A 24,953-nucleotide genomic window follows, 5' to 3' on the forward strand; every position below is an offset into this window, starting at 1 on the left:
CGTCTCCGCCATCAAGAAATAAGCTGATACCAGCTTGTTAAAGTCAAACGCCGCTCCGAAAACGGGGCGGCGTTTTGCGTTATGGTGAAGTGTTGTAAACCTGTGTGGTCAGCTTTAGACAATTTTCCTTGATCACAGGTGCGATGGCGCATGAGCGAAGTAACCGACATAAACCAGCTCGGCACGGCCGGCATGCAGGCTTTGCGGGCAGGGGATGGAAAGACTGCGCGGCAAAAGTTTGAAGCGATCGCCGCAGCCGGTCAGGCCGATATATCGGTGTGGATCGCAATTGCCTTGTCGGCACGTATTCAGGCTGACTGGCAGGGTGTGGCAAGAGCCGCTGATCGGGCCTTGAGCCTCGAGCCGAAGAATCTGCGCGCCCTAATCCTCAAAGGCGATGCGCTTAGGAATAGTGGCGACAAACGCGGTGCCGCGTCATTTTACGATCTGGTGGGCCGACTGGCGCCCGAAGGCGATGGCGTGTCGGCAGAAATGGCGGTCGAGTTGCTGCGTGTTCGCCGACTTTATGAATCGCATAAGTCAGAATTGGTCGATCATATAGAGACGCGTCTGAGTGCGCTTTTCGGCCATCGTGACGGGCTGAGCGCGCGTTTTAGGCAGTCTCTGGACCTGTTGGCGGAGAGAAAGCAGAGATACATACAACAACCACGGGCGTTCTATTATCCGGAGCTGCCCGATATCCAGTTTTATGAACCCTCTGAATTCGAATGGACGGACGGTCTGATGGCCTCGTCAGGCGAAATCCAGCGGGAGTTTGAAGCGGCTCGTGCAGATATCTCGGCCTTCATCCCGTACATCCACGCAACCGGCAACAAGCCGGTCAACAAGGATAATCCCCTGATCGACAGCCCGGACTGGACAGCCTTGTTCATTCAAAAGGATGGCGTTGTGATGGATCGGTGCTCGGAGCGCTTTGCTAATACGCTGGCCGCCCTGGGTGGCGTGCCCCAAGAAATCATTCCCGATCGCGGGCCCTCAAGCTTGATATCCCGTCTGGCACCTAAAGCTCGGATAGCGGCGCATGTCGGCTTCCTGAATACGCGTCTTACCTGCCACCTGCCTCTCGAAATTCCGGCTGATTGCGGGTTGAGAGTGGGCAACGAGACTCGCGCCTGGCAGCCAAACGAGCTGTTGATTTTCAACGATTCCATTGAACATGAGGCGTGGAACAATAGTGACCGAGAGCGCTTCGTGCTGATCTTCCAGGTATGGCGTCCTGAAATAAGTCTCGAAGAGCGCACCTGGATCTCGAGTGTCCTGCGGGAAATTGATACTTACTTCGCCGGGTAATTTGCGAGACTGGTTCTGCGAAAGAGATACATTCTTGCGCTTGCACCGCCTCGCGCTTTGAGGCAAACAACCGCTTCGCCTGTAGGGGTATAGCTCAGTTGGTAGAGTACCGGTCTCCAAAACCGGGTGTCGTAAGTTCGAGTCTTACTGCCCCTGCCAGGCGTTCTTAGCTTCCGTACTCTCGCTGCTCACGCGTCAGCCAAGGCAGTTTGAGACTGTCCTGACAGGGCAAGAGTCAGGTCGCGCACAACAATTTCACTTCGACTGACGACACTCGACACGAGTTCATGCGAAAATGTCGAACCACTGAACCACGTCCTGTTATGGCCCTGCACCCTGAGCAAATCTCCAAACAGGCCGTGCGCGACAGCTTCAGCCTTGTATTGCGGGAAATATTGCCAGGATTTCTGCAGGATCACGTTATTGATGGTGAACCCCAGATGCGTGGCATCAGCATACAGGATCTCGCGCAATTCTTCCGGTGTCAGGCTTTCCGAGAATTGTCCTGTAACGTATAGGCGGCCGCCCAGATCGGCGCTTTCGCCCTCGGCCCGACCACCGAGAATCGCCCCCTGAAGGGAGCTGTCCTTGGATGCGCGCGAATACCCGATGACCTGATGACCGGTGAACCAGTCATTCGAGGCCAGCAGGGTCGTCGTATAGGTCTGCCAGGCAACGCTGTCGGCGACGCGTCGTTCAAGCTCTGTGGCCTTTGCAATTGAAGTGAACAATTGCATCGGGATGGTCGATAGAACCGCATCGAAGACGTGCTCGCCCTCACGTGTATGAATAACGGGCTTGGGGCCGGAGCGGTCGAGGCCGAGGACCGGCGTTCCGAGGCGGACATCAAAGCTGCTGGCGAATCGTTGCCAGAACGTCGTCCAACCCTGTTCGGGCATGTGCAGATCATTCAGAACGCCGGACAGAACGTATTGCAAGTCGCACCATTGGACGGTCTGGCCAATCGTCGCCTTGTCAACAAAGCCATATCCCTGCGTGGTCTGGATTCGGTGCATGGCGCGCTCGATTTTGGGGATGTTGAGCGCGCGCACCCATTCGATCGTTGACAGCGAAGCCTCTTTCATCACATCGGGATCGTCTGGTCGTGCCTTGATGGCTTTGCGCAGGCTGGCGGCCTTCCGGATGAACCGGAGGACCTGCAAGGGCAGGGGCGCTCCCGGACCATGCTTCACATAGTTTACGACAGGCTCTCCGTCGAACCGGGCTTCGCCAAGGCGCTTCAGCGTGATTCCATTGTGCTTCATCCACCCCTTGATCATCGTATGTGACCGCGTGGTGTAGCAGGTGCCCATCTCGTTCAGGTTGTCGCCGTTAAGGATAGAAAAGGACTTTCCACCTATACGATCATTAGCCTCGAAAACGGTCGCGCGAATGCCGCGCTGCATAAGAAAATGCGCCGCGCTGAGGCCGGCTGGACCGGCCCCGATAATCGCAATTTTCAACGTCTCCGGCGTGCCCACACTGTGTCCCATGAACTCTATTTATTAACGAAATTGCATTCACTCTCATAAAGTTAGCACTTGGTGACAAGGCTCATTTTCATCTTATGGCGGTAATCGGGCCTAATGCCGACTAATGGATCTCAGATTTCATTCCTGAAGTACTTGCTGCAGAGCAGGCACCCGAACACGACGGCCGTGGACCGGGTGGTCTTGCTTGAGCAGCATCTGGCGTTCGCGAGTCACACCGCAACCATGGCCGGCGTCATGCTCGTCAACTCGACGGCGACAACCATTCTGATCGAGCAGAGCATTGCGAACACGTCGCTCCGCTACTGGCTATTCATGAACTGGGTACTGGCGGCCGTCCTGGTTATTGATGCCCTCCTCAAACGCGGACTTTCGCGACCCGTAAAGGTCAGCGGGCGCTATCTGCGACGGTCGGAATGGCTGGCCTATATGTTCGGGGCCGCCTGGGGATCGCTCCCGTTCTTCATCAATGGCGACAAATATATGGCGGTTATCTATGCCGCCTTGCTGATATTGCCAATGATTGCGGGCATGTCGGCCCTGCTGCCGCATGTGCCTCGCGTGGCCTTGCGATACTCGGGCGCTGCCATTTTCATGTTTCTGCTTTTCGTCGGGATAGCTTCGGCCCGTTCGACGGTCGCGATCTCTCTCATGGTCATGGTCTTCATGTTTGCTGTCTATTTCGGCATGAAGCGCACCTACCTGACATTCGTATCGAACGTGGAATCGCGAATCAGGGCTACCGAATCCCATGAAATCCTCATCGGCGCCCTGAATGCGAGCGGGCAGGCCTTTGCCTATCTCGATGCAAATGGAAACGTTCTCGTCCAGAATGACCTCCACAAGACCTATTTCGCTGGTACGGAAGGTGATCTGAGTGTCGGTTCGCGGCGCCTGCCCAAGGCGGGCGATCGCTACTGGCAGAAATCGGTTGAGACAGTGCCGAATGGCGGTCACGTGATTCTCCACACGGATGTGACCAGCCTGGAGCAGAGTAAACGCGAGATCGAGGTCGCGAAGGAGGAGGCGGAAACCGCCGATGCCGCGAAAACCCGCTTCCTCAATTCGATGAGCCGCGAGCTCAAGGTCCCGCTGGATGTGATTGTCGGTTGTTCGGGTCTCATGGGCAGCGATTCGAACATTCCGTTCGATGAGCGCGAATTCCGTGGCTATGCCGATCAGATTCGCAAGCACGCGTCCTATCTGGGCGGCATTATCGATCAGATCATCAGCTTCTCGAAACTGAACCGCGAGACGGTGACGGCCGAAGAAGAAATCGTGGAGCTGTCAGAGATCATCAACAGCGCCGTCAGCCGCGTCCGCCTTGCTTCGCCGGGCTATGCGGACGTGCCCTTGCAGGTCAGCGCCGAACCGGGCTTGCCGAAGGTCTATTATGACCGCACGGCGCTGGAGCGGATTGTCCAGAATCTCGTGACGAATGCGTTCGAGCATGGTTCAGCATCGCCAATTACCGTGAAAGTTTCGCGGATTGTCGGGCGTGGCATCCTTCTCATGGTCAGGGATCGCGGTTCGGGCATGAGCAAAGAGGAACTGGAAAAGGCGTTTGAACCCTTCTTCCAGGGCGCCCGGACGAATGAATTCAAGGATGGCCGAGGCGTGGGCCTCGGCTTGACTGTGAGCCGGAAGCTCGCCCGTCAACATGATGGTGATGTGCTGCTCGACAGTCAGGAGGGCCGGGGCACGAGTGCGTTCCTCGTCATTCCATCAAGCCGTTGTGTTACCGCGGGTGACCAGCACCCGGGGGAACGGGCACAGGACGCTGTCTGATACGCAAGTCAGGCGGCGTCACGCGCAGGACCCGCCAATGCCCGGCCCGTTTCCGATTCGGCGATCATAGCCTGGAAGGTCACATCCAGTTCGGGACTTTCCGCAGGAGCGCCCAATTCCTTGGCGATCCCATCAATCCCGATCTTGGCGCCCTTTCTACCAATAATGCGCGCCAGCATGTGGCTAACCGCGACGGCCTCTCCCTCAACAAGGATGTCATGGACATAGCAGACATAATTGTCCTGCCAGCCGACAATACGGGTGATGATTTCCACCTTGCCCGGGCAAGTCAGCTTGCCTGATTGGCTGATCGCTTCGACCTGTATGATCGGCATCCAGCCATTTTTGCGGATCAGCCGCCCGAGTCCGATGTGTATAACGGAATTGATTGTCGCAAGATCGGTGAACGAGCGTATCCGGTGCAAGGGCACGGCAGACGCAAAGGCATGATCAAAGCGCCACAAGGGCACCGTCACCCGAGTGGGGGCCAGCGGATCGTCGGCAACCGGGCTGCGCAATGCAGACAGCAGCACGATCATGAAGCGCAAAAACAGATTCACTGATCCCCTCCATCTGACGTGCTTATCGCGGAAGAGCGTCCCAGCCTCCGCCGTGTGCCCGCCTAGGAATTGATCGTATCAGATAAAACGGCGTAACGCCCACCATGAAACAGGAGGGGCCGCGCATCATGGTCTGCGGCGATGCGAATGACCTCGCCCAGGAAGATCACATGGTCACCGCCGTCATGCTGGGCGTAGGTTCGACATTCAAGGCGCGCAGCACTGCCGGGAAGAATAGGCACACCGCCGGCGCCTGGTTCAAATTCCATCCCTTCGAACTTGTCGATATCGCTCATGGCAAAGCGACGGGACAGCTCCTGCTGGTTCTCGCGGAGAATGTGAACGCAGAAGTGTTCGGCCTTCTTGAAGGCGGACACATTGCGGGACGCCCGGCTGAGCGACCAGAGGATCAGGGGAGGGTCCATGGATACGGAATTGAAGCTGTTGGCCGTCACGCCGAAGGGCACGCCAGCCTCATTACGCGCAGTAATGACTGTGACGCCCGTGACAAACAAGCCAAGTGCGTCCCGGAGAGAGCGGGTGTCGAATTCCATACCTCACATCTAAGGTGCTTTCGGTCTGGGTCAAAGGCGATTTTCCCGCGCGTTTATGGCGTTGACCGCGAGATGGAATGCCCTTGAATGCGCTGGCGGAGGGTCTTGTGATGCTCAGACGCATGTGAGGATGAGATGGAACAGGAACAGACCGGGCAGCCGTGGTGGCGCGGCGCAGTCATTTACCAGATATACCCGCGCAGCTATTTAGACTCGAATGGCGACGGCATCGGTGACCTGCCCGGAATTACAGGGAAGCTCAGCTATATCGCTTCGCTTGGCGTCGCAGGCATCTGGATTTCGCCGTTCTTCACATCGCCGATGAAGGACTTCGGCTATGACGTTTCGGACTATTGCGACGTCGACCCCATTTTCGGAACGCTCGTTGACTTTGACCGGCTTATTGAAGAAGCTCATGCGCTTGGCCTGAAAGTGGTGATCGATCAGGTCATGTCGCACACATCCGACGCGCACGCCTGGTTTGCGGAAAGCCGCCGAGACCGAACCAATGACAAGGCAGACTGGTATGTCTGGCGCGATGCGCGGCCCGACGGGACACCGCCCAATAACTGGCAGGCCGTCTTTGGCGGCGCCGCATGGACATGGGACGCGCGCCGCCAGCAATATTACATGCACAACTTCCTCAGCGAGCAGCCGCAGCTGAACCTTCACAATCCCGAAGTTCAAGATGCCTTGCTGGCTGCTTCCCGTTTCTGGCTTGAGCGCGGAGTCGATGGTTTTCGCCTCGATGCCATCAATTTTTCCATGTTCGATCCGACCTTCCAGGATAATCCGGCCTGGGAAATTGGCGATCGTACCATCACGCGCCCCTTCGACCTGCAGCACCATGTGCACAACCAGTCCCACCCTAACATCCCGCTCTATCTCGAGCGGGTGCGCGCGCTGACGGATGAATTTGGCGCGGTCTTTACGGTCGCCGAAGTCGCCGGGCCCGATCCGCTGCCGGAAATGCGGGCCTTCACGGCAGGGGATAGCCGCCTCAACTCGGCTTACAATTTTGACTTCCTCTACGCATCGAGTTTGACACCCGGCCGCGTGAAGCGCGCCCAGTCAAACTGGACAGGGCCGGTGGAGGAAGGCTGGCCCTCCTGGGCTTTCTCAAATCATGACGCGCCCCGGTGCGTGAGTCGTTGGTATGGGGGGACCGACAGAAACCGTTTTGCGAAGCTGACAAACGCCCTGCTTCTATGCCTGAGGGGTAATCCCATTCTCTATCAAGGCGAGGAACTGGGCTTGCCGCAGGCCGAGGTGCCTTTCGAGAGGCTTCAGGATCCTGAAGCCATCGCGAACTGGCCCCTAACGCTCGGTCGTGATGGCGCGCGCACGCCCATGCCTTGGGTTTCAGGTGCACCCGAAGGCGGTTTCACGACGGGAACGCCCTGGTTGCCAGTGGGGCAGGGGCATCTTGAGGCCGCCGTTGACGTCCAGGATGACCATTCTGAGTCCGTTCTCAACTTCACACGCCGCCTTTTGGGCGTCCGAGGCGCTTCCAGGGCGCTTACGACGGGGGACATAGCTTTCGAAGATGTCGAAGCGCCATTATTGGCCTTACGGCGCTCAGCCGGTGACGAGACCCTGCTCTGTATATTCAATCTCGGAGAAGCAGCACAGCTGCGGCCATCATGCATGCCGAAGGACGCTGACGCCTTACTGGCGTCTGGCTGGCGTGATGGCGACATGACGGGGTCTGTCCCCGAATATTCGGTCTGGATAGGTCGCATCTAGCCGAGCCCGCACGATTCCCGCACGATGAGCTCTGTCGGCAAGCGCTCGGATTGCATCGCGACGCCATCGCTGGCGGCAAGGAGCTTTGACACAATCACGCGGCCAGCCTTTCCCAGATCCTGCGAGATCGTGGTCAGCGAGGGGAGGCTATAGGCCGCCAAATCTATATTATCATAGCCGACGACGGACACATCGGCCGGTACTTGGCGCCCCGCTTGGGACAGGCTGCGGATGGCGCCAAGGGCAACGAGGTCGCTGCTGCCGAATACACCATCAAAATCGAGGCCCTGTGACAGCAGCACATTCAAGGCGGCCTCGGCAGATTCAACTTCGAAACGGGCTGGAATGATCATCGCAGGATCAACCTCAACGCCTGCGCGCGTGTGGGCTTCAAGATAACCTTCATAGCGTTGCAGTACCTCGGGCACGCGAATATCGCCCAGAAAGGCAATCCTGCGGCGTCCAAGGTTGAGCAGATGGCTCGTCGCGCGCATGCCGCCCTTCAGATTGTCCGACCCGACAGAGCAGTATTTCTGGCCCGGTAGCTGCCCGCCCCAGACAAGGAATCGTGTTTCCGTTTCTGCCAGCTTGTTGAACCGTTCGTGGAACAGGCTCTGGCCCAGGAAAAACACGCCGTCTGCCCGGTTGCTCGACATCACATGGGCAAGATCGTCTGGGCTCTTGGGGGCAAGGTGGGAGATCAGGACATCACAGTCTGCACTGCGGGCCGCATCGCTTATGCCGCCAATGAGTTCCTGGAAGAAGGGAGTCAAAGCCTGAGTCGGACGACCGGGAGATGTCGGAATGATCAGAGCGATCGTTGCGGTGGCGCCTGATATGACGGCCGGCATGCCCGGGCGGAAACTGTAGTTCTGTTCCCGGGCAATTTTCCAGACACGACGCTTGGTCTCGTCATTGACTGCCGAACTATTGTTCAATGCACGTGATACGGTGGCGATGGATACGCCCGCTATTTCGGCAAGGTCTTCAAGTCGGGTACGGTTGCTGGACATTCTGCCTCAAGTTTGGAAAATCGTCTGGGAATTCTCACGGCCCTTCGCCAAGGTGAGCGCCACAATCTAGGGGCTATGAAAAAAACTGCAAACCGCTTTGCTTGAGCAGTGTGATCTATAATGAAATGAGATAGTGATTGGTGTAAACCTGATCACGAGCGCTAAAATGATGTGCGCTAACACAGTCTGCTTTTGCATGTTCCGCAAAATACTATAAGTCAGAGCCGAATTCGCGCGTTGGCGCGAACATGTCCGATCGGGGAGTTCGAAATATGGCCAAGTTCATTCCGGTCGATCCGTTCGACATTGTTATTTTTGGCGGCACGGGGGATCTCTCGCGCCGGAAGCTTCTTCCCGCGCTTTATCACCGCTGGCTCGATGGCCAGATTCCGGAAACAAGCCGCATTGTCGGGACCGCGCGTTCCGAGATGACGACCAAGGAATACCGCGAAATGGCGCGGGAGGCCTGCGAGACGGCGTCCGGCAAAAGCTGGGATGCCAAGGCCTGGAAGGTCTTCGAGAAGCTCGTTGAATATGTGGCCATAGATGCCACGAACCCTGACGCCGACTGGCCGACCCTGAAGTCCAAGCTTTCTTCGAATAGCGACCATCCCTGCGTGTTCTATCTGGCGACATCGCCGCGGCTCTATGTCGATATTTCCGAAGCGCTGGGACGCGCCGGTCTGGCTACGCCCAATGCGCGCGTCGTGCTTGAGAAGCCGATTGGGACGGATCTGGATTCCGCCCGTGAAATCAATGATGGCGTCGGCGCTGTGTTCGCCGAGCGGCAAGTGTTCCGCATTGACCACTACCTTGGCAAGGAGACCGTCCAGAACCTGATGGTCCTGCGCTTTGCCAACATGCTGTTCGAGCCGCTCTGGTCTCGTAACTATATCGATCACGTCCAGATCACAGTTGCCGAGGACCTGGGACTCGAAGGCCGGGCGGACTATTACGACAAGTCCGGCGCGCTGCGCGACATGGTACAAAACCACATGCTCCAGCTGCTGTGCCTGACGGCCATGGAGCCGCCAAACCATCTCGACGATGATGATGTGCGGACTGAAAAGATCAAGGTTCTCAATGCGCTGACACCAATCACGGGTGATGAAGCCAAGCGCCTTACCGTGCGTGGGCAATACAAGGCGGGTGTGCGCGGCGACGAGCCCGTCAAAGGCTATGTCGACGAGTTGTCATCGGACACGCAGAGCACCACGGAAACATTCGTGGCCATCAAGGCGGCGGTCGACAACTGGCGTTGGGCCGGGGTTCCCTTCTACCTGCGCACCGGCAAACGCCTGCCTTACCGCCATTCCGATATCGTCATCCAGTTCAAGCCCACGCCACATCCGCTGTTCGGAGAAGGCAATGATGCGGTCAACCGGCTGGTGATCCGCCTTCAGCCTGACGAAGGCGTGCGCCTCTATGTACAGATCAAGGAACCCGGTCCGGGCGGTCTGCGCGTGAAATCCCTTCCGTTGAACCTCTCCTATGCGGAGAGCTTCACGGTACGGTATCCTGACGCTTATGAGCGCCTGCTGATGGACGTTGTTCGGGGCAACCTTTCACTCTTCATGCGCCGCGACGAAGTCGAAGCGGCCTGGACATGGGTCGATGGCCTGATCGAGGCTTGGGACCGGGGCGGCACTGCGCCGGAACTTTACGCGGCCGGTAGTAATGGGCCGCTTGCGGCGGCCATGATGATGGACCGTGACGGACGTGCATGGTTCGAAGGGAAGTAAAGCCATGAAGTACGAATTTCTCGCCCATGCGACGCGAGAGGAGGCTGCGGATTTCGCGGCCCGCATGGCGAGTGGCGTGCTGGCGGCTGCAATCGAAGATTCCGGTAAAGCAAGCTTCATGGTGTCGGGCGGAACGAGTCCTGCGCCCGTATTTAACCGCTTGTCCAAAACAGATCTGCCTTGGGATCGCGTGACGGTCGGGCTCGTCGACGAAAGATGGGTCGGGCCGGAACATGAAGGCTCAAACGAAGCGCTGGTGAGGCAACATCTGCTGACGGGCAAAGCAGGTGCGGCAGGGTTTCTACCCATGAAGACGGCGGCGGAAACGGCCCGCATTGCGGTCGCAGATCGTGTGCTCGCCTATCAGCCGCATTGCGACCCGATTGATCTTATCCTCCTCGGAATGGGCTCGGACGGCCACACGGCCAGCTGGTTTCCCAACGCGGGCGGCCTGAATGCCGCCTTGCACGCTTCTGATGGCCTGGCCGTCGCTTCCATCGATGCCACCGGCTGCAAGGTCGCCGGACAGTTTACCGATCGCATGACCCTGACGGGACCGGCGATCATCGATTCCGACGCCGCTATCCTGCTCATATTTGGAGAGGACAAGCGCGAGGTGCTAGATTTAGCCCTCAAGGCGTCGCCGGAAGACATGCCAGTCAGGTATGCCATTGATGGACTCGGACCGCGTCTCACAATCATATGGGCCCCATAATGCCAGACATGAACCCGACAATCGCTGAAGTTACGGAACGCATCAGGCTTCGTTCGAAGGACACACGCGCAGCCTATCTCGAGATGATCCGGTCGCGGCGACCGACGAACTTCGCTCGTTTGAAGATGACAGAGGGCAATCTCGCACACGCATCAGCGGGCTGCGCGGTGATGGAGAAGGCCGAACTGCTGGGCGCCGGGTGGCCGAATATCGGGATCATCACGGCCTATAATGACATGCTCTCGGCCCATGCGCCTTTCGAGCATTATCCGGACATCATTCGTAAAGCCGCCCGCGAGGCTGGCGCCGTGGCGCAGGTCGCCGGCGGTGTGCCGGCCATGTGCGATGGTGTTACGCAAGGCCAGGAAGGCATGGAGCTGTCGCTGTTTTCGCGCGACGTGATTGCCATGTCGTCCGCAATTGGCCTCAGCCACGACGTGTTCGACGCGGCATTGCATCTGGGCGTTTGCGACAAGATCGTGCCCGGCCTCGTCATTGCTGCCCTGCGTTTCGGCTGGATACCGTCCGTGTTTGTGCCAGCCGGGCCGATGCCCTCTGGCCTGCCCAATCCTGAAAAAGTCCGAATTCGCCAACTGTTCGCGGAAGGAAAGGTGGGGCGGGATGAACTGCTGAAAGCCGAAGCCGAAAGCTACCATACCCAGGGTACCTGCACGTTCTACGGCACGGCAAACTCAAACCAGATGCTGATGGAAGTCATGGGCCTGCACCTGCCAGGCGCCGCATTCACCAATCCCGGCACGCCCTTGCGCGAGGCGCTCACGCGTGCCGCGACACAGCGCGCTGCAGCGATCACAGCGCAAGGCGACGATTACCGGCCTGCAGGCGAACTGATTGATGAGCGCTCGGTCGTGAATGGTATTGTGGGGCTGATGGCAACCGGCGGTTCCACCAACCACGCGCTACATATCCCGGCCATGGCGGCGGCTGCGGGCATTCAGGTCATGCTCGAAGACTTCGCCGACATCAGTGGGGTGACGCCGCTGCTCGCGCGGATCTATCCGAACGGACCATCTGACGTAAACCATTTTCACGCCGCGGGCGGCATGAGCTTCCTGATGCGCGAACTGCTCGGTGCCGGGTTGATGCATGGGGATTGTGAGGGCGTTGCCGGACCCATGTCAGGTTATGGCAGGGAACCCTTCCTTGAGGATGGCAAGCTGGTGTGGCGCGATGCGCCAGACGAAAGCGCCGATCTCGAAATACTCCGCCCGGCAAGCGACCCATTCTCGAAAGATGGCGGGTTGCGCTTGATGAGCGGCCAGCTGGGCAGGGGGGTGAGCAAGGTCTCCGCCGTCAAGCCGGCGAACCGCGTGCTGGAAGCACCGGCGATTGTCTTTGATTCCCAAGCCGCTCTGAAGGCCGCCTTCGAGGCAGGCAAGCTTGATCGTGATTTCGTTGCCGTAGTTCGCTTCCAGGGACCGGCGGCGAATGGCATGCCGGAATTGCATGGCCTGACACCAGTGCTTGGCATTCTTCAGGACAGGGGATTCAAGGTGGCGCTGGTAACGGATGGGCGGATGTCCGGTGCCAGCGGCAAGATCCCGTCGGCGATCCACATGAGCCCGGAGGCTGCGCGCGGCGGGCCCTTGGCGAAAGTGCGCGATGGCGACGTGATTGCATATGATTCGGAGAAGGGCACGCTCGACATAAACGTGGACAGCGCCACTTTTGATGCCCGCGAGCCTGCGCAGTTCCGTCCTAACGAGTCGTCCATGGGGCTTGGCCGGGAAATGTTCTCCTATTTCCGCCAGTTCGCGGGCACAGCCGACGCCGGCGCCAGTCAGTTTACCTTTCTTGGCGAGGAGCGCTGAGTGACCGGGCACGAACTCCTGGTCGGTGATGTGGGCGGCACCAATGTCCGTTTCGCCATGGCACGACGTGTGGACGGGCGTTTTCGAATTGAAGATTTCGAGAAGCTCAAGGGCGATGATTTCAAGTCGTTCGATGATGCATTGGCGAGCTATCTGGAAAAGACCGGCCTGAAGCCGAGCAAGGCCTGTTTCGCCATGGCAGGCCCCGTCAGCAAGGGCGAGGTCGTTCTGACCAATCGTGGATGGCAGGTCTCGGCCAGCCGGATCAGCCGGACCTTTGATATAGGCAGCGTCCACCTCATCAATGATTTCGCCGCCATGGCGCGCGCCGTGCCGGAACATGGTCCGGAAGACTTTGAAACCATCATAGAGGGCACGCCGGTTGATAATGCGCCGATGCTGGTGGCCGGCCCCGGAACGGGTTTTGGCGTTGCCACTCTGCTGCGCAACCGGACTGGTGGCTGGTATGTGCTCAATGGGGAAGGGGGGCATATTGCCTTTTCGCCCCGCGATACCACGGAGATCGAACTCACGCGCATCCTGCTCAAGCGGCATGGTTATGTGTCCAACGAGCTCGTCGCCTCGGGCAGCGGGCTTGAAGCCGTGCATGAAGCTTTCTGCGAAATCTTTGGCCGTGCATATGAGGAAATCAGTCCTCAGGAGATGCGCCGACTGGCTGACGCAGGCGATGAAATGTTCCTGAAACTCATCAAGGTCCGCGCGAATACCGTCATGAGTGCCGTTGGCGACCTTGTGCTGGCCAACGGCGCCCTTGGGGGCGTTGTTGTGGCCGGCGGTGTCAGTGAGCGAATTGCGGACTTCCTCAAGACGCCCGAAGCGTGCGAAAGGTTCGTTGAGCGCGGGCCGCTGAGCAATTATCTGAGCACATGCCCGGTCAAGCTTATGCACGACCCGGAAGCGCCCCTGATCGGCGCTGCTGCCTATCACGAACAGGAGACACTGAAGACATGACCTTCCCGCTGAAGTCACTTGTCGAGGCCGCGAGCAAGGCGCCTATAGTCCCTGTTCTGGTCGTCGACCGGATCGAGATGGCTGCGCCACTTGCGCGCGCCTTGGTCGATGGCGGCCTGACCATTGCTGAAGTGACATTGAGAACGCCTTCGGGCCTTGGTGTGATCGAAGAAATGAAATCTGCCGAGCCGGGCCTAAAGGTTGGCGCGGGTACAGTCCTGACGGAAGCGGATGTCGATAATGCGCTATCGGCTGGATCTGACTTCCTTGTCTCACCCGGCATGTCACCAAAATTGCTGGCGGGGCTAGGTAATCGCCGACGCCTCATGATTCCGGGTGTTGCGACGGCCAGCGAGGCCATGAGCCGCCATGAAGAGGGGTTTGACCTGCTCAAACTCTTCCCGGCCACAATCGCAGGTGGTGTCGGTGCCCTGAAGGCCATCGCCGGACCCTTGCCGCACCTGCGGTTCATGCCGACCGGGGGGATTACCGAAGCGGACGCGGGCAAATACGTGGCGCTGCCGAATGTGGTCGCGGTGGGTGGTTCATGGATCGCGACCGGGGCGGATATAGCTGCCGAGGACTGGAAGGGAATCAGCGCCAAGGCACGCAAGGCACTGGCCGCCATCTGACGTGAAACATGCGATTCCCGGCTCTCGGGGAGTTGGACGGGCAATAAGCGCCTGAGGGCCGCGCACAATAAATGGTTTCAGGGTTCACCGGCTGCCTGCGCGTGACGCACCGCCGCAGCTGATGACCCGTGAATTCAGGGCTTTAAGAGTATAGAGTCCCCGCTGGAGATATAATGTGGCTGTCTGTTGCGCGATGGGCAAAACCGTCCTAATCCGGCGCCAGACAAGGTCAGGAGAAACTGCACATGACCGAGATTGAACGGCTCGCGCTGGATTATCTTCCGGTGATCATATTCCTGGTGATTGGCGCCGCTATTTCGGGGCTTTTTATCCTGGGAACCACGCTTCTGGCGCCTTCAAACCCGGATCCCGAAAAGAACTCCGCCTATGAGTGCGGATTCAACGCATTCGACGACGCGCGGATGAAGTTCGACGTGCGATTCTATCTGGTCGCCATCCTGTTCATCATTTTCGACCTTGAAGTTGCGTTCTTGTTCCCATGGGCCATCACGCTAGGTGCCATCGGCCTTGTCGGCTTCTGGTCAATGGTCGTGTTCCTCGGCGTGTTGACGATCGGGTTTGTCTACGAATGGCGCCGTGGCGCGCTGGAGTGGGAATAATGGCTGACGACGGTTTCAAGAAATACGCGCTCGGCGCGGCACGCTCGGGTGTTGAGGGTGGCTTCGTTCCTCGCGCCGACGACCCGTTTTATAACGGCTTGTCGGACGAACTGGCCGACAAGGGCTATTTCACTGCGGCGGCAGACGATCTGATCGCCTGGGCGCGTACTGGCTCACTTATGTGGATGACCTTCGGTCTTGCCTGCTGCGCCGTCGAAATGATGCACGCCGGCAACCCGCGTTACGATCTTGAGCGCTTCGGCATGGCGCCACGGGGGTCACCACGCCAGTCGGACGTGATGATCGTCGCCGGCACGTTGACCAACAAGATGGCTCCGGCCCTGCGCAAGGTTTACGATCAGATGCCAGAGCCGCGCTATGTCATCTCGATGGGCAGCTGCGCCAATGGCGGTGGCTACTATCACTATTCTTATTCCGTTGTTCGCGGCTGTGACCGGATTGTGCCTGTGGACATCTATGTTCCGGGCTGCCCTCCGACCGCAGAGGCGCTGGTCTATGGCTTCCTGCAATTGCAGAAGAAAATCCGCCGCGAAGGCTCGATCGAGCGCTAGGGGAAAAGCATGAGTATCGAAGCACTGAAAGATCTCGCGGCCCATATCGAGGCAACGCACGGTGACGCTGTACGAGCGTCCCAGATCGTTGTTGGTGAGCTGACCTTGCTGGCCGAGCGCGACCATATCGTGCCGCTGCTGCGCTTCCTGCGCGACGACCAGCAGTGCAATTTCGAGACGCTGATCGATATTTGCGGTGTGGATTACCCGGAGCGCTCAGACCGTTTCGAGGTCGTGTACCATCTCCTGTCGATGCGCATGAACCACCGTATCCGCGTGCGCATCCGCACCGATGAGGAAACGCCTGTGCCAAGCGCGACTGTGCTCTGGCCGGCTGCCAACTGGTTCGAACGCGAAGCCTTCGACATGTACGGCATCCAGTTCGCCGACCACCCGGACCTCCGCCGTATCCTGACCGACTACGGATTCGAGGGCTATCCGTTGCGCAAGGACTTCCCGCTGACCGGCAATTACGAAGTTCGTTATGACGATCTCGAAAAGCGCGTCGTCTACGAGCCCGTCAAGCTGACCCAGGAATACCGCAACTTCGATTTCCTCTCGCCATGGGAGGGCATGACCAGCCAGATCCCCGGCGATGAGAAAGCCGTCTCCGAAGAGGCATCCGAATAATGGCTGACACGATCCACACTTCGATCGAAGACGAGCGCAAGTTCACGCTGAACTTCGGCCCGCAACACCCGGCTGCGCACGGTGTGCTCCGCATGATCATGGATCTCGATGGCGAGGTCGTGACGCGTATCGACAGCCATATCGGCCTGCTTCACCGCGGCACCGAGAAGCTGCTCGAATACAAGACTTACCTGCAGGGCATGCCGTATTTCGACCGGCTCGATTATTGCGCCCCCATGAACCAGGAACACGCCTGGTGTCTTGCCATCGAGAAGCTGCTTGGTGTGGAGGTGCCGCGTCGTGCAAGCCTCATCCGCGTCATGTTCTCGGAAATCGGCCGTATCATGTCGCACATCCTGAACGTGACCACGCAGGCGATGGACGTTGGCGCGCTGACCCCGATCACCTGGGGCTTTGAAGAGCGCGAGAAGCTCTGCGTGTTCTATGAACGCGCTTCCGGCAGCCGCATGCACGCCGCCTATTTCCGCCCGGGCGGCGTCCACCAGGACCTGCCGCAGGCGCTGATCGACGATATCGCGACATGGTGCGAGCACTTCCCGATTGCCATGGACCGGATCGAGTCGCTGATCACCGAGAACCGCATCTTCAAGCAACGCAACGTCGACATCGGCGTCGTTGACGTGAAGACGATCATGGAATGGGGCTTTTCGGGCGTCATGGTGCGCGGAAGCGGCCTGACATGGGACCTGCGCCGCTCGCAGCCCTATGAATGCTATGACGAACTCGACTTCAAAATCCCTGTTGGCAAGAACGGCGACAATTACGATCGCTATGTCTGCCGCATGGAGGAGATGAAAGAGTCGACCAAGATCATCAAGCAGTGCATCGAGTTGCTGGCCAAGGAAGGCCCCGGGCCTGTCCTGCCGCGCGATTCCAAGCTCGCACCGCCGCGCCGTGGCGAGATGAAGAATTCGATGGAAGCACTGATCCACCACTTCAAGCTCTACACCGAAGGCTTCCACGTGCCGGAGGGCGAGTGCTACGCGCATATCGAAGCGCCGAAGGGCGAGTTCGGCGTCTACCTTGTTTCTGACGGGACCAACAAACCCTACCGCGCCAAGATCCGCGCGCCGGGCTATCCGCACCTTCAGGCCATGGACCATCTTTCCAAGGGCCACATGCTGGCAGACGTCTCGGCCATCCTTGGTTCGCTCGACATCGTGTTCGGGGAGATTGACCGTTGAGCGCATCAACCGATCTCGTTCGGCGCCAACTCGATGCCTACAATGCGCAGGACATTGAGGCCTTCATGGCGTTCTATACCGAGGACGCCGTTCTGTCGGGCCTCAATGGAGCCGTGAACCAGGAAGGTCATGCTGCCATTCGCGCGCGTCACCTGGATCTGTTCGCCGAGTTTCCGGAGAACCGCGCGGATGTGGTCAACGAAATCGACCTCGGTTCCATCGTGATGGTGCATGAGCGGGTCGAGCGCGCGCCGGGCGGTGACAATTTCGAAGTGGCCGCCATCTATACACTCCGCGACGGCAAGATCGCCCGCGTCGACTTCGCGCGGGGCAGCTGATCCATGGGGGCATTTCCGGAACAGCGCGTATCGATCATTACCATCGGGGTCAGTGACCTCGCTGGCATGATCAGTTTTTACACGGATGTTCTGGGTTTTGAGGACCGTGGCGTCAAAGGTGAAATCGCATTCTGCAATGCAGGCGGAATGGTGATTGGCCTTTGGGACAAGTCGAAGCTGGCTGATGACGCCGGAATGCCATTAGGCAACAGCGAGGGCTTCAAGGGTTTCGCGCTCGCCTTCAATGCGCGCTCGGCCGAAGAGGTTGACGAGATTTTCGGTCGGCTGGAGCGTGCGGATACGCACATTTCCAAGCCGCCGCACAAGACATACTGGGGCGGATATTCCGGCTACTTTGCAGACCCCGAGGGGAATGCCTGGGAAGTGGCGCACAATCCGTTCTGGCCAATTGACGAAGCGGGGCATGTGACTGTTCCGCTTGCGAAGGAGCAGTAGATGGCATTGCGCCGGTTCGACATCGAGGCAGGCGGCGACAGCTTCGCCTTCAAGCCTGAAACAGAAGACAAGATCGCCTTCTGGCGCGCCAAGTATCCGGCGGACCGCCAGCGCTCGGCTGTCATCCCGCTGCTCTGGCTGGCGCAGAAAGACAATAATGGCTGGCTGTCCGAGCCTGCCATGCGCGAAGTCGCTGACCGTCTCGAGATGCCGTATATCCGCGTCTACGAAGTCGCGACCTTCTATACGATGTTCCGTATGCAGCCGGTGGGCAAGTTCCATATTCAGCTCTGCGGCACGACGCCCTGCATGCTGCGCGGCTCGGAATCGCTCCGCGACGTGTGCAAGAAGGAAATCGGCCCGGCGATGTATGTCACCGACGACAAGCGTCTCTCATGGGAAGAAGTCGAATGCCTCGGTGCCTGCGTGAACGCGCCCATGGCGCAGATCAATGACGACTATTTCGAAGACCTGACGGCTGACAGTTTCAGCAAGATCCTCTCCAAACTCAAAAATGGCGCTGAAGTGCAACCGGGCCCGCAGATTGACCGGATCAATAGCGGCCCTGAAGGCGGCACGACCGTGCTGACCGAACCGCACCTGTTTGATGGTTCGCGCAACGAGGTTTCTGTTCTTCCGAACCTGCCAGCCGCTGAACCTGCAGCGGATGCCGAAGGTTCCAAGGCGCTGCCGAAAGAGGACGCGCCGACCAATACGAAACGTGAAACACCAGAGGTAAAGCCGGGTACAAAAACGACCCTGCTGCCCAAGAAGGGTGATGAGGACTAGGACATGTTGCTCGACAAGGACCGCATCTTCACCAATCTCTACGGGCTCCATTCACCGAGCCTCGAGGCCGCGAAAAAGCGCGGCGCATGGCACCTCACGCGCGAAATGCTCGCCATGGGACCAGACTGGATCTGCGACCAGATCAAGGCCAGTGGCCTGCGCGGCCGGGGCGGCGCTGGCTTCCCTACGGGCCTGAAATGGACCTTCATGCCGAAGGAAGTGCGCGAACGTCCGCATTACCTGGTCGTAAATGGCGATGAATCCGAGCCGGGCACGTGCAAGGACCGCGAAATCATGCGGCACGACCCGCATCTTTTCATCGAGGGCTGCATGGTGGCCAGCCGCGCGATGCGCGCCCACAAATGCTACGTCTACCTGCGCGGCGAATACATTGCCGAGCGCCATGCCATGGAACTTGCGATCAAGGAGGCCTACGAGGCCAAGCTGATCGGCCAGGACAATGACAATGGCTGGGACTTTGACATCTATGTCCACCATGGCGCAGGCGCCTATATCTGCGGCGAAGAAACCGCACTGCTCGAAAGCCTCGAAGGCAAGAAGGGCCAGCCACGCATGAAGCCGCCATTCCCGGCCAATGCGGGGCTCTATGGCTGCCCGACGACTGTAAACAATGTGGAATCCATCGCTGTGGCGCCGACCATCCTGCGTCGCGGTGCCGAATGGTTTGCGGGCTTTGGCCGCCCGAACAATTCCGGCACGAAACTCTTCTGCATCTCCGGCCACGTGAACAAGCCGTGCAACGTGGAAGAAGAGATGTCGATCACGTTCCGCGACCTCATCGACACCCATTGCGGCGGTATCCGTGGCGGCTGGGACAATCTGAAAGCGGTCATCCCGGGCGGTTCGTCCGTTCCCATGGTGCCCGCCGAGCAGATCATGGACGCCTATATGGACTTTGACACGCTCCGCGACCTGAAATCGGGTCTCGGTACAGCGGCTGTCATCGTGATGGACAAGGACACCGACCTGATCAAGGCGATTGCGCGCCTCGCTTACTTCTACAAGCACGAATCCTGCGGCCAGTGCACGCCGTGCCGTGAAGGTACCGGCTGGATGTGGCGCGTCATGGAACGCATGGTCAAAGGCGAAGCCGAGCATGACGAAATCGACACGCTGCTCGATGTCACCAAACAGGTCGAAGGCCATACGATCTGTGCGCTCGGCGACGCAGCGGCCTGGCCAATCCAGGGCCTGATCCGCCATTTCCGGCCTGAAATCGAAGACCGCATCAACCAGTATCGTCTGCCTCGCGCCATGGTGCAGGGCGCGGTCATCGCGGCGGAGTAGGAAAACATGTCCGACACGTTCAAACTCAATATCGATGGCCAGGACATCGAGGTCCCCAAGCACTACACGCTGATGCAGGCGTGTGAGGAAGCGGGCGCCGAGATTCCGCGCTTCTGCTACCACGAGCGCCTGTCTGTCGCCGGCAACTGCCGCATGTGCCTCGTCGAGTGGGAAGGCGCGCCCAAGCCGATTGCCTCTTGCGCGCAGACCGTTGGCGACATGCGCCCGAACCGCGATGGTTCGGCGCCGAACGTGCGCACCAAGGGCGACTATGTCCAGAAGGCCCGCAATGGCGTGATGGAATTCCTGCTGATCAACCACCCGCTCGATTGCCCGATCTGCGACCAGGGCGGCGAGTGCGACCTGCAGGACCAGGCCATGGCCTATGGCCGTGGCGGCAGCCGCTATGAAGAGAACAAGCGCGCCGTCGACGACAAATATATGGGGCCATTGGTCAAGACGATCATGACGCGCTGCATCCAGTGCACGCGCTGCGTCCGCTTCGTCGCGGAAGTCGCTGGCGTTGAAGAGATCGGCATGATCTCGCGCGGCGAGAATGCCGAGATCACGACCTATCTCGAAAAGTCACTGACATCGGAACTGTCGGGCAACGTGATCGACCTCTGCCCGGTCGGCGCGCTGACCTCCAAGCCATACGCTTTCAACGCGCGCCCATGGGAATTGCGCAAGACGTCGTCCATCGACGTCATGGATGCGATGGGTGCGGCTATCCGCGTTGATGCCAAAGGCGATGGCGTGATGCGCATCCTGCCTGAAACCAATGAAGAAGTGAACGAAGAGTGGATTTCCGATAAATCCCGCTTCGTTTGGGATGGCCTTGCCCGCCAGCGTCTCGACACCCCTTATGTCCGCGTGAACGGCAAGCTCGTGCCGACAACCTGGGGTGAAGCTTTCGAAGCCGCCAAGGCCGCTCTCGCAGCGCCTGCCGATAAGATCGGTGTGGTCGCAGGCGACCTGATCGAAGTCGAACAAGCCAAGGCCGCGCTGGACCTGTTCCGCGCGATGGGTGTCCAGAATACTGACTGCCGCCCCGCTGGCGCGGCTTACGGCACAGACGGTGTGCGTGAGCGCTACATCCTCAACCCGACGCTTATGGGCGTGGAAGAGGCCGATGCGCTGCTGTTGATCGGCACCAATCCCCGTGTTGAGGCCGCCGTATGGAACGCCCGTATCCGCAAGTCCTGGCTTTGGGGCGAGTTGAAGGTTGGCGTGATCGGCGAGGCTGTCGACCTGACTTATGACTATGACCATCTCGGCACCGGCGGCGATGCGCTCGCAAATGTCGCCAGCAGCGACTTCTTCAAAGTGCTCAAGGACGCCAAACGGCCCATGGTTGTCGTCGGCGAGGGCGCTCTTTGCCGCGCAGACGGCCAGGCTGTTCTGGATGCCGCGCTGAAGCTCGCGCAGGACGTTGGCGCCGTGGCGGATGACTGGGCCGGTTTCGGCGTGCTGCACAATGCGGCTGGCCGTGTTGGTGCGCTCGATGTCGGTTTCGTGCCGGGTGAGGGCGGAAAGGCCACTGCGGAAATTCTCGGCGGCGGCATGGAGACTGTTGTCCTGCTCGGCGCAGACGAAGTCGACCTCTCGGCTCTGGGCAGCGCGAAAGTCATTTATGTTGGCTCGCATGGCGACGCCGGCGCATCGCGCGCTGATATCATCCTGCCTTGCGCGACCTATACCGAAATGGACGCCACCTACGCCAATACTGAAGGCCGCATTCAGATGACGACCCGCGCAGTCCAGCCGAAAGGCGAGGCCCGCGAGGGCTGGGCAATCTTCCGCGCCCTGTCTCAGGTTGTCGGCAAGACGCTGCCCTATGACACGGCGGCTGCGCTGCGCGCTGGCCTGCGTGGCCCTGAAGGCGAAAACACGGTCTTCTCCGGCCTGGGATTTGCCCCGGGCGCCAGTGGCGCTTCAGCGCTCCAGACCGCTGTCACAGGTTCTGCAGGCACTATCTCCGCAGATGCTTTCTCAACGCCAATTGATGATTTCTATCTGACAAACCCGATCGCAAGAGCGTCGAAGACCATGGCCGAGTGTTCATCGCTCAGCACGGCTCTGGACACTCCGGTAGCAGCGGAGTAGGGCGGCGGCATGAGCAATCTCATCGAGTCTTTTGGCGATTTCACGGGCTTCTGGATGGTGCTTGGCCAGATTGCCTTGTTCACGCTTGTCCTGCTGATTTCGATCGCCTTCCTGCTCCTGCTCGATCGCAAGATCTGGGCTGGCGTGATGATGCGCAAAGGCCCGAACGTGGTCGGGCCGTTTGGCCTGTTCCAGTCCTTCGCGGACTTCGGCAAGTTCCTGCTCAAGGAAATCGTCATTCCGGCAGGCGCCAACAAGACCGTGTTCATCCTCGCGCCGATCCTGACGTGTACGCTGTCTTTCGTTGCCTGGGCCGCGATTCCGGTCGCGCCGGGTACGACATCCGGCACAAGCTGGGTCGTGTCGAACCTGAACGTGGGCGTGCTTTACCTCTTCGCGATCAGCTCGCTGGGTGTCTATGGCATCATCATGGGTGGCTGGGCCTCGAACTCGAAATATCCTTTCCTCGGCGCCCTGCGTTCGGCTGCCCAAATGGTCTCTTATGAAGTGTCCATCGGCTTCATCATCGTTACGGTAATCTTGCTGACCGGGTCCATGAACTTGAGCGCAATTGTCGAGAACCAGTCGGGCGGGTTCTGGAACTGGCATATCTTCAGCCTTCAGTATTTTCCGATGATTTTCGTCATGTTCCCGATGTTCGTGATGTTCTTCATCTCGGCGCTGGCAGAAACGAACCGCCCGCCATTTGACCTTCCCGAAGCGGAATCCGAACTCGTGGCCGGCTATCAGGTCGAGTACGGCTCCACGCCCTACCTCCTCTTCATGCTGGGCGAGTATCTTAACATCGTCCTCATGTGCGCCATGATGACAATCCTGTTCCTGGGCGGCTGGCATGGCCCGTTCGACCTTGGCGACGTGGTGAAAGACTGGCCGCCGCTGCTGCTCAGCCTGTCCGGCCTGTTCTGGTTCATGCTGAAGATCCTGTTCTTCTTCTTCTTGTTCGCCATGGTGAAGGCCATCGTGCCCCGCTATCGCTATGACCAGCTGATGCGTCTCGGCTGGAAGATTTTCCTCCCGACATCCCTTGCTGCCGTCCTGATCGTCGCTGGCTATGTCGCTTATACCGGAGTGCAGTCATGAGCATCGCGCAGACCATCCGCGGCGCATTGCTGACCGATTTCCTCGGCGCCTTCTGGTCAGCCACGCTGGAAATGTTCCGCCGCAAGGCAACCGTGAACTATCCGTTCGAGAAAAACCCGCTCAGCCCGCGCTTCCGTGGCGAACACGCGCTGCGTCGCTATCCAAGCGGCGAAGAGCGCTGCATCGCATGCAAGCTTTGCGAAGCCGTTTGCCCGGCGCAGGCGATCACAATCGAGGCGGAACCGCGGGCTGACGGCGCGCGTCGCACAACCCGCTACGATATCGACATGGTGAAATGCATCTATTGCGGCTTCTGTCAGGAAGCCTGTCCGGTGGATGCCATCGTCGAAGGGCCGAACTTTGAATTTGCGACGGAAACGCGTGAAGAGCTGTTCTATGACAAGGATCGCCTGCTTGCGAACGGCGACCGTTGGGAGCGCCTGCTCGCGAAAAACCTGGAGCTGGACGCGCCTTACCGATAGGGCGCGCCTGCAGAATGACTGAACCGGAGCGGCAGGGCAGAGGCCTCGCTGTTTCACCAAATAGGGGCTTTGAGGGCTTTGGCAGTTTACGCTTTCTGGATTCTGGCCACGATTGTGGTCTTGTCCGCCGTGATGGTGATCGCGGCGCGCAACCCCGTGCACTCCGTTCTCTTCCTGATCCTGGCCTTCTTCACCTCGGCAGGCCTGCTCGTGCTCATCGGCGCTGAATTCCTCGCGATGCTGCTCGTCGTCGTCTATGTCGGCGCGGTCGCCGTTCTCTTCCTGTTTGTCGTCATGATGCTGGACGTGGATTTCGTTGAACTGAAGCAGGGCTTCCTCAGCTATCTGCCGTTTGGCTTGCTGGTGGGCGCTGTCTTTCTTGCGGAAATCGTGATGGCCTCGTTTGCCGGCCTCGAAAACCATGTCGGCAACTTCGATGCGTCGCCGGGCGCGGAAACCAATGCCGAGGCCATCGGCCAAGTCATGTACACGCAATATATGCTGCTGTTCCAGCTCGCGGGAATCGTGCTTCTCGTCGCCATGATCGGCGCCATCGTGCTGACGCTTCGTCACCGTCCAGGCGTGAAACGTCAAAGCATCGCTCACCAGACATCACGGCGCCGTTCAGACGCCTTCGAATTGAAAGACCCGAGCTCCGGGCAGGGGATCTGATATCATGGACCTTGGACTTTCGCACTTTCTCGCCGTCTCGGCGGCCCTGTTCACGATCGGTGTCGTCGGCATCTTCGTGAACCGGAAGAACATCATCGTCATTCTCATGGCGATCGAACTGATCCTTCTGTCGGTGAACATCAACATGATCGCCTTCTCGGTGTTCAATGGGGACATCACCGGGCAGATTTTCGCCATGCTTGTCCTGACCGTCGCCGCTGCAGAAGCGGCCGTCGGCCTCGCCATCCTCGTCGTGTATTTCCGCAATCGCGGCGATATCGCGGTCGAGAATGTTGACCTGATGAAAGGGTAACGGACA

At 59.1% G+C, this 24,953-nt stretch carries 25 protein-coding genes and 1 tRNA gene; 22 read left to right on the top strand and 4 right to left on the bottom strand.

Annotated elements, in window-relative coordinates; genetic code table 11:
* Nucleotides 1–150 precede the first annotated feature (150 nt).
* Both HY30_RS19555 and HY30_RS17515 read left to right on the top strand, forming a co-directional pair.
* Nucleotides 151–1,311, top strand: a complete 1,161-nt coding sequence (locus HY30_RS19555; protein ID WP_051615677.1) for an aspartyl/asparaginyl beta-hydroxylase domain-containing protein — start codon at nt 151–153, stop codon at nt 1,309–1,311.
* 83 nt (nt 1,312–1,394) lie between these two features.
* A tRNA-Trp gene (locus tag HY30_RS17515) sits at nt 1,395–1,470 on the top strand.
* A gap of 29 nt (nt 1,471–1,499) precedes the next feature.
* Here HY30_RS17515 and HY30_RS17520 read toward each other — a convergent pair.
* Nucleotides 1,500–2,804 carry an FAD-dependent oxidoreductase gene (locus HY30_RS17520; RefSeq protein ID WP_034744058.1) on the bottom strand — a complete coding sequence of 435 codons (1,305 nt, stop codon included), beginning with the start codon at nt 2,802–2,804 and terminating at the stop codon, nt 1,500–1,502.
* A gap of 132 nt (nt 2,805–2,936) precedes the next feature.
* Here HY30_RS17520 and HY30_RS17525 point away from each other — a divergent pair, with 132 nt between their 5' ends.
* Complete coding sequence (locus tag HY30_RS17525) at nt 2,937–4,589, top strand: sensor histidine kinase (protein WP_162176975.1); 1,653 nt, start codon at nt 2,937–2,939, stop codon at nt 4,587–4,589.
* A gap of 8 nt (nt 4,590–4,597) precedes the next feature.
* Here HY30_RS17525 and HY30_RS17530 read toward each other — a convergent pair whose 3' ends face one another.
* The gene (locus HY30_RS17530) at nt 4,598–5,149 is read right to left on the bottom strand and encodes a hypothetical protein (protein WP_034744064.1); all 552 of its coding nucleotides are present in this window, start codon (nt 5,147–5,149) and stop codon (nt 4,598–4,600) included.
* A 62-nt stretch (nt 5,150–5,211) separates the two neighbouring features.
* Nucleotides 5,212–5,703, bottom strand: coding sequence for a flavin reductase family protein (locus HY30_RS17535; RefSeq protein ID WP_051615679.1), 492 nt, complete (start codon nt 5,701–5,703; stop codon nt 5,212–5,214).
* A 135-nt stretch (nt 5,704–5,838) separates the two neighbouring features.
* On the opposite strand from HY30_RS17535, the gene HY30_RS17540 reads away from it, so the two are divergent.
* Entirely contained in the window at nt 5,839–7,449 is a 1,611-nt protein-coding gene (locus tag HY30_RS17540) for an alpha-amylase family glycosyl hydrolase (protein ID WP_034744069.1), read from the top strand.
* Here the strand turns inward: HY30_RS17540 and HY30_RS17545 are convergent.
* Nucleotides 7,446–8,462: a LacI family DNA-binding transcriptional regulator gene (locus HY30_RS17545; RefSeq protein WP_034744072.1), complete on the bottom strand. Its 1,017-nt coding sequence runs from the start codon at nt 8,460–8,462 to the stop codon at nt 7,446–7,448. The genes HY30_RS17540 and HY30_RS17545 overlap by 4 nt on opposite strands.
* A gap of 272 nt (nt 8,463–8,734) precedes the next feature.
* Between HY30_RS17545 and zwf the strand changes: the two genes are divergently transcribed.
* The 18 genes from zwf to nuoK all read left to right on the top strand — a co-directional run bounded on the left by zwf (nt 8,735) and on the right by nuoK (nt 24,947).
* On the top strand, nt 8,735–10,204 hold the full coding sequence (gene zwf / locus HY30_RS17550; protein ID WP_034744075.1) for a glucose-6-phosphate dehydrogenase: 1,470 nt from the start codon (nt 8,735–8,737) through the stop codon (nt 10,202–10,204).
* Nucleotides 10,173–10,919 (top strand): 6-phosphogluconolactonase, encoded by a 747-nt coding sequence (gene pgl / locus HY30_RS17555; protein WP_155839413.1) that lies wholly within the window; start codon nt 10,173–10,175, stop codon nt 10,917–10,919. Before zwf ends, pgl begins: the two co-directional genes overlap by 32 nt.
* Nucleotides 10,919–12,751: a phosphogluconate dehydratase gene (edd, locus tag HY30_RS17560; RefSeq protein ID WP_051615681.1), complete on the top strand. Its 1,833-nt coding sequence runs from the start codon at nt 10,919–10,921 to the stop codon at nt 12,749–12,751. The genes pgl and edd overlap by 1 nt, the downstream gene beginning before the upstream one ends.
* Complete coding sequence (locus HY30_RS17565) at nt 12,752–13,723, top strand: glucokinase (RefSeq protein ID WP_034744084.1); 972 nt, start codon at nt 12,752–12,754, stop codon at nt 13,721–13,723.
* Nucleotides 13,720–14,355 carry a bifunctional 4-hydroxy-2-oxoglutarate aldolase/2-dehydro-3-deoxy-phosphogluconate aldolase gene (gene eda, locus HY30_RS17570; protein ID WP_034744087.1) on the top strand — a complete coding sequence of 212 codons (636 nt, stop codon included), beginning with the start codon at nt 13,720–13,722 and terminating at the stop codon, nt 14,353–14,355. Before HY30_RS17565 ends, eda begins: the two co-directional genes overlap by 4 nt.
* A gap of 245 nt (nt 14,356–14,600) precedes the next feature.
* Nucleotides 14,601–14,975 (top strand): NADH-quinone oxidoreductase subunit A, encoded by a 375-nt coding sequence (locus HY30_RS17575; protein ID WP_034744090.1) that lies wholly within the window; start codon nt 14,601–14,603, stop codon nt 14,973–14,975.
* Nucleotides 14,945–15,547, top strand: a complete 603-nt coding sequence (locus HY30_RS17580; protein WP_162174863.1) for a NuoB/complex I 20 kDa subunit family protein — start codon at nt 14,945–14,947, stop codon at nt 15,545–15,547. The genes HY30_RS17575 and HY30_RS17580 overlap by 31 nt, the downstream gene beginning before the upstream one ends.
* A gap of 9 nt (nt 15,548–15,556) precedes the next feature.
* Nucleotides 15,557–16,177: an NADH-quinone oxidoreductase subunit C gene (locus tag HY30_RS17585; RefSeq protein WP_034744096.1), complete on the top strand. Its 621-nt coding sequence runs from the start codon at nt 15,557–15,559 to the stop codon at nt 16,175–16,177.
* A complete protein-coding gene (locus HY30_RS17590) occupies nt 16,177–17,382 on the top strand; it encodes an NADH-quinone oxidoreductase subunit D (protein ID WP_034744098.1) in 1,206 nt (401 codons plus the stop codon). The genes HY30_RS17585 and HY30_RS17590 overlap by 1 nt, the downstream gene beginning before the upstream one ends.
* The gene (locus HY30_RS17595) at nt 17,379–17,720 is read left to right on the top strand and encodes a nuclear transport factor 2 family protein (RefSeq protein WP_034744101.1); all 342 of its coding nucleotides are present in this window, start codon (nt 17,379–17,381) and stop codon (nt 17,718–17,720) included. The genes HY30_RS17590 and HY30_RS17595 overlap by 4 nt, the downstream gene beginning before the upstream one ends.
* Nucleotides 17,721–17,723: 3 nt before the next feature.
* Nucleotides 17,724–18,176, top strand: a complete 453-nt coding sequence (locus HY30_RS17600; protein WP_034744104.1) for a VOC family protein — start codon at nt 17,724–17,726, stop codon at nt 18,174–18,176.
* A complete protein-coding gene (gene nuoE, locus HY30_RS17605; RefSeq protein ID WP_051615683.1) occupies nt 18,177–18,965 on the top strand; it encodes an NADH-quinone oxidoreductase subunit NuoE in 789 nt (262 codons plus the stop codon). It begins immediately after the preceding gene.
* A 3-nt stretch (nt 18,966–18,968) separates the two neighbouring features.
* Nucleotides 18,969–20,273, top strand: a complete 1,305-nt coding sequence (nuoF, locus tag HY30_RS17610; RefSeq protein WP_034744107.1) for an NADH-quinone oxidoreductase subunit NuoF — start codon at nt 18,969–18,971, stop codon at nt 20,271–20,273.
* A gap of 6 nt (nt 20,274–20,279) precedes the next feature.
* On the top strand, nt 20,280–22,379 hold the full coding sequence (nuoG, locus tag HY30_RS17615) for an NADH-quinone oxidoreductase subunit NuoG (protein ID WP_034744110.1): 2,100 nt from the start codon (nt 20,280–20,282) through the stop codon (nt 22,377–22,379).
* Nucleotides 22,380–22,388: 9 nt separating this feature from the next.
* A complete protein-coding gene (gene nuoH / locus HY30_RS17620) occupies nt 22,389–23,480 on the top strand; it encodes an NADH-quinone oxidoreductase subunit NuoH (RefSeq protein ID WP_034744112.1) in 1,092 nt (363 codons plus the stop codon).
* Complete coding sequence (gene nuoI / locus HY30_RS17625) at nt 23,477–23,962, top strand: NADH-quinone oxidoreductase subunit NuoI (RefSeq protein ID WP_034744115.1); 486 nt, start codon at nt 23,477–23,479, stop codon at nt 23,960–23,962. Before nuoH ends, nuoI begins: the two co-directional genes overlap by 4 nt.
* Before the next feature lie 132 nt (nt 23,963–24,094).
* The gene (locus HY30_RS17630) at nt 24,095–24,634 is read left to right on the top strand and encodes an NADH-quinone oxidoreductase subunit J (protein WP_422120004.1); all 540 of its coding nucleotides are present in this window, start codon (nt 24,095–24,097) and stop codon (nt 24,632–24,634) included.
* Nucleotides 24,635–24,638: 4 nt separating this feature from the next.
* Nucleotides 24,639–24,947, top strand: coding sequence for an NADH-quinone oxidoreductase subunit NuoK (gene nuoK, locus HY30_RS17635; protein WP_034744121.1), 309 nt, complete (start codon nt 24,639–24,641; stop codon nt 24,945–24,947).
* Nucleotides 24,948–24,953 lie beyond the last annotated feature (6 nt).

The organism is Hyphomonas chukchiensis (assembly GCF_000682695.1).
In the GTDB taxonomy this organism is placed as follows: domain Bacteria; phylum Pseudomonadota; class Alphaproteobacteria; order Caulobacterales; family Hyphomonadaceae; genus Hyphomonas; species Hyphomonas chukchiensis.

Excerpts from the sequence above, each read along its gene's own strand:
- HY30_RS17545 (WP_034744072.1), bottom strand. The coding sequence starts at position 8,462 with ATGTCCAGCAACCGTACCCGACTTGAAGACCTTGCCGAAATAGCGGGC.
- edd (WP_051615681.1), top strand. The coding sequence starts at position 10,919 with ATGCCAGACATGAACCCGACAATCGCTGAAGTTACGGAACGCATCAGG.
- HY30_RS17575 (WP_034744090.1), top strand. The coding sequence starts at position 14,601 with ATGACCGAGATTGAACGGCTCGCGCTGGATTATCTTCCGGTGATCATA.
- HY30_RS17520 (WP_034744058.1), bottom strand. The coding sequence starts at position 2,804 with ATGGGACACAGTGTGGGCACGCCGGAGACGTTGAAAATTGCGATTATC.
- eda (WP_034744087.1), top strand. The coding sequence starts at position 13,720 with ATGACCTTCCCGCTGAAGTCACTTGTCGAGGCCGCGAGCAAGGCGCCT.
- HY30_RS17600 (WP_034744104.1), top strand. The coding sequence starts at position 17,724 with ATGGGGGCATTTCCGGAACAGCGCGTATCGATCATTACCATCGGGGTC.
- nuoI (WP_034744115.1), top strand. The coding sequence starts at position 23,477 with ATGAGCATCGCGCAGACCATCCGCGGCGCATTGCTGACCGATTTCCTC.
- nuoK (WP_034744121.1), top strand. The coding sequence starts at position 24,639 with ATGGACCTTGGACTTTCGCACTTTCTCGCCGTCTCGGCGGCCCTGTTC.
- HY30_RS17590 (WP_034744098.1), top strand. The coding sequence starts at position 16,177 with ATGGCTGACACGATCCACACTTCGATCGAAGACGAGCGCAAGTTCACG.
- nuoE (WP_051615683.1), top strand. The coding sequence starts at position 18,177 with ATGGCATTGCGCCGGTTCGACATCGAGGCAGGCGGCGACAGCTTCGCC.
- HY30_RS17535 (WP_051615679.1), bottom strand. The coding sequence starts at position 5,703 with ATGGAATTCGACACCCGCTCTCTCCGGGACGCACTTGGCTTGTTTGTC.
- HY30_RS17585 (WP_034744096.1), top strand. The coding sequence starts at position 15,557 with ATGAGTATCGAAGCACTGAAAGATCTCGCGGCCCATATCGAGGCAACG.
- HY30_RS17540 (WP_034744069.1), top strand. The coding sequence starts at position 5,839 with ATGGAACAGGAACAGACCGGGCAGCCGTGGTGGCGCGGCGCAGTCATT.
- nuoG (WP_034744110.1), top strand. The coding sequence starts at position 20,280 with ATGTCCGACACGTTCAAACTCAATATCGATGGCCAGGACATCGAGGTC.
- HY30_RS17630 (WP_422120004.1), top strand. The coding sequence starts at position 24,095 with ATGGTGATCGCGGCGCGCAACCCCGTGCACTCCGTTCTCTTCCTGATC.
- HY30_RS19555 (WP_051615677.1), top strand. The coding sequence starts at position 151 with ATGAGCGAAGTAACCGACATAAACCAGCTCGGCACGGCCGGCATGCAG.
- HY30_RS17580 (WP_162174863.1), top strand. The coding sequence starts at position 14,945 with ATGGCGCCGTGGCGCGCTGGAGTGGGAATAATGGCTGACGACGGTTTC.
- zwf (WP_034744075.1), top strand. The coding sequence starts at position 8,735 with ATGGCCAAGTTCATTCCGGTCGATCCGTTCGACATTGTTATTTTTGGC.
- nuoH (WP_034744112.1), top strand. The coding sequence starts at position 22,389 with ATGAGCAATCTCATCGAGTCTTTTGGCGATTTCACGGGCTTCTGGATG.
- nuoF (WP_034744107.1), top strand. The coding sequence starts at position 18,969 with ATGTTGCTCGACAAGGACCGCATCTTCACCAATCTCTACGGGCTCCAT.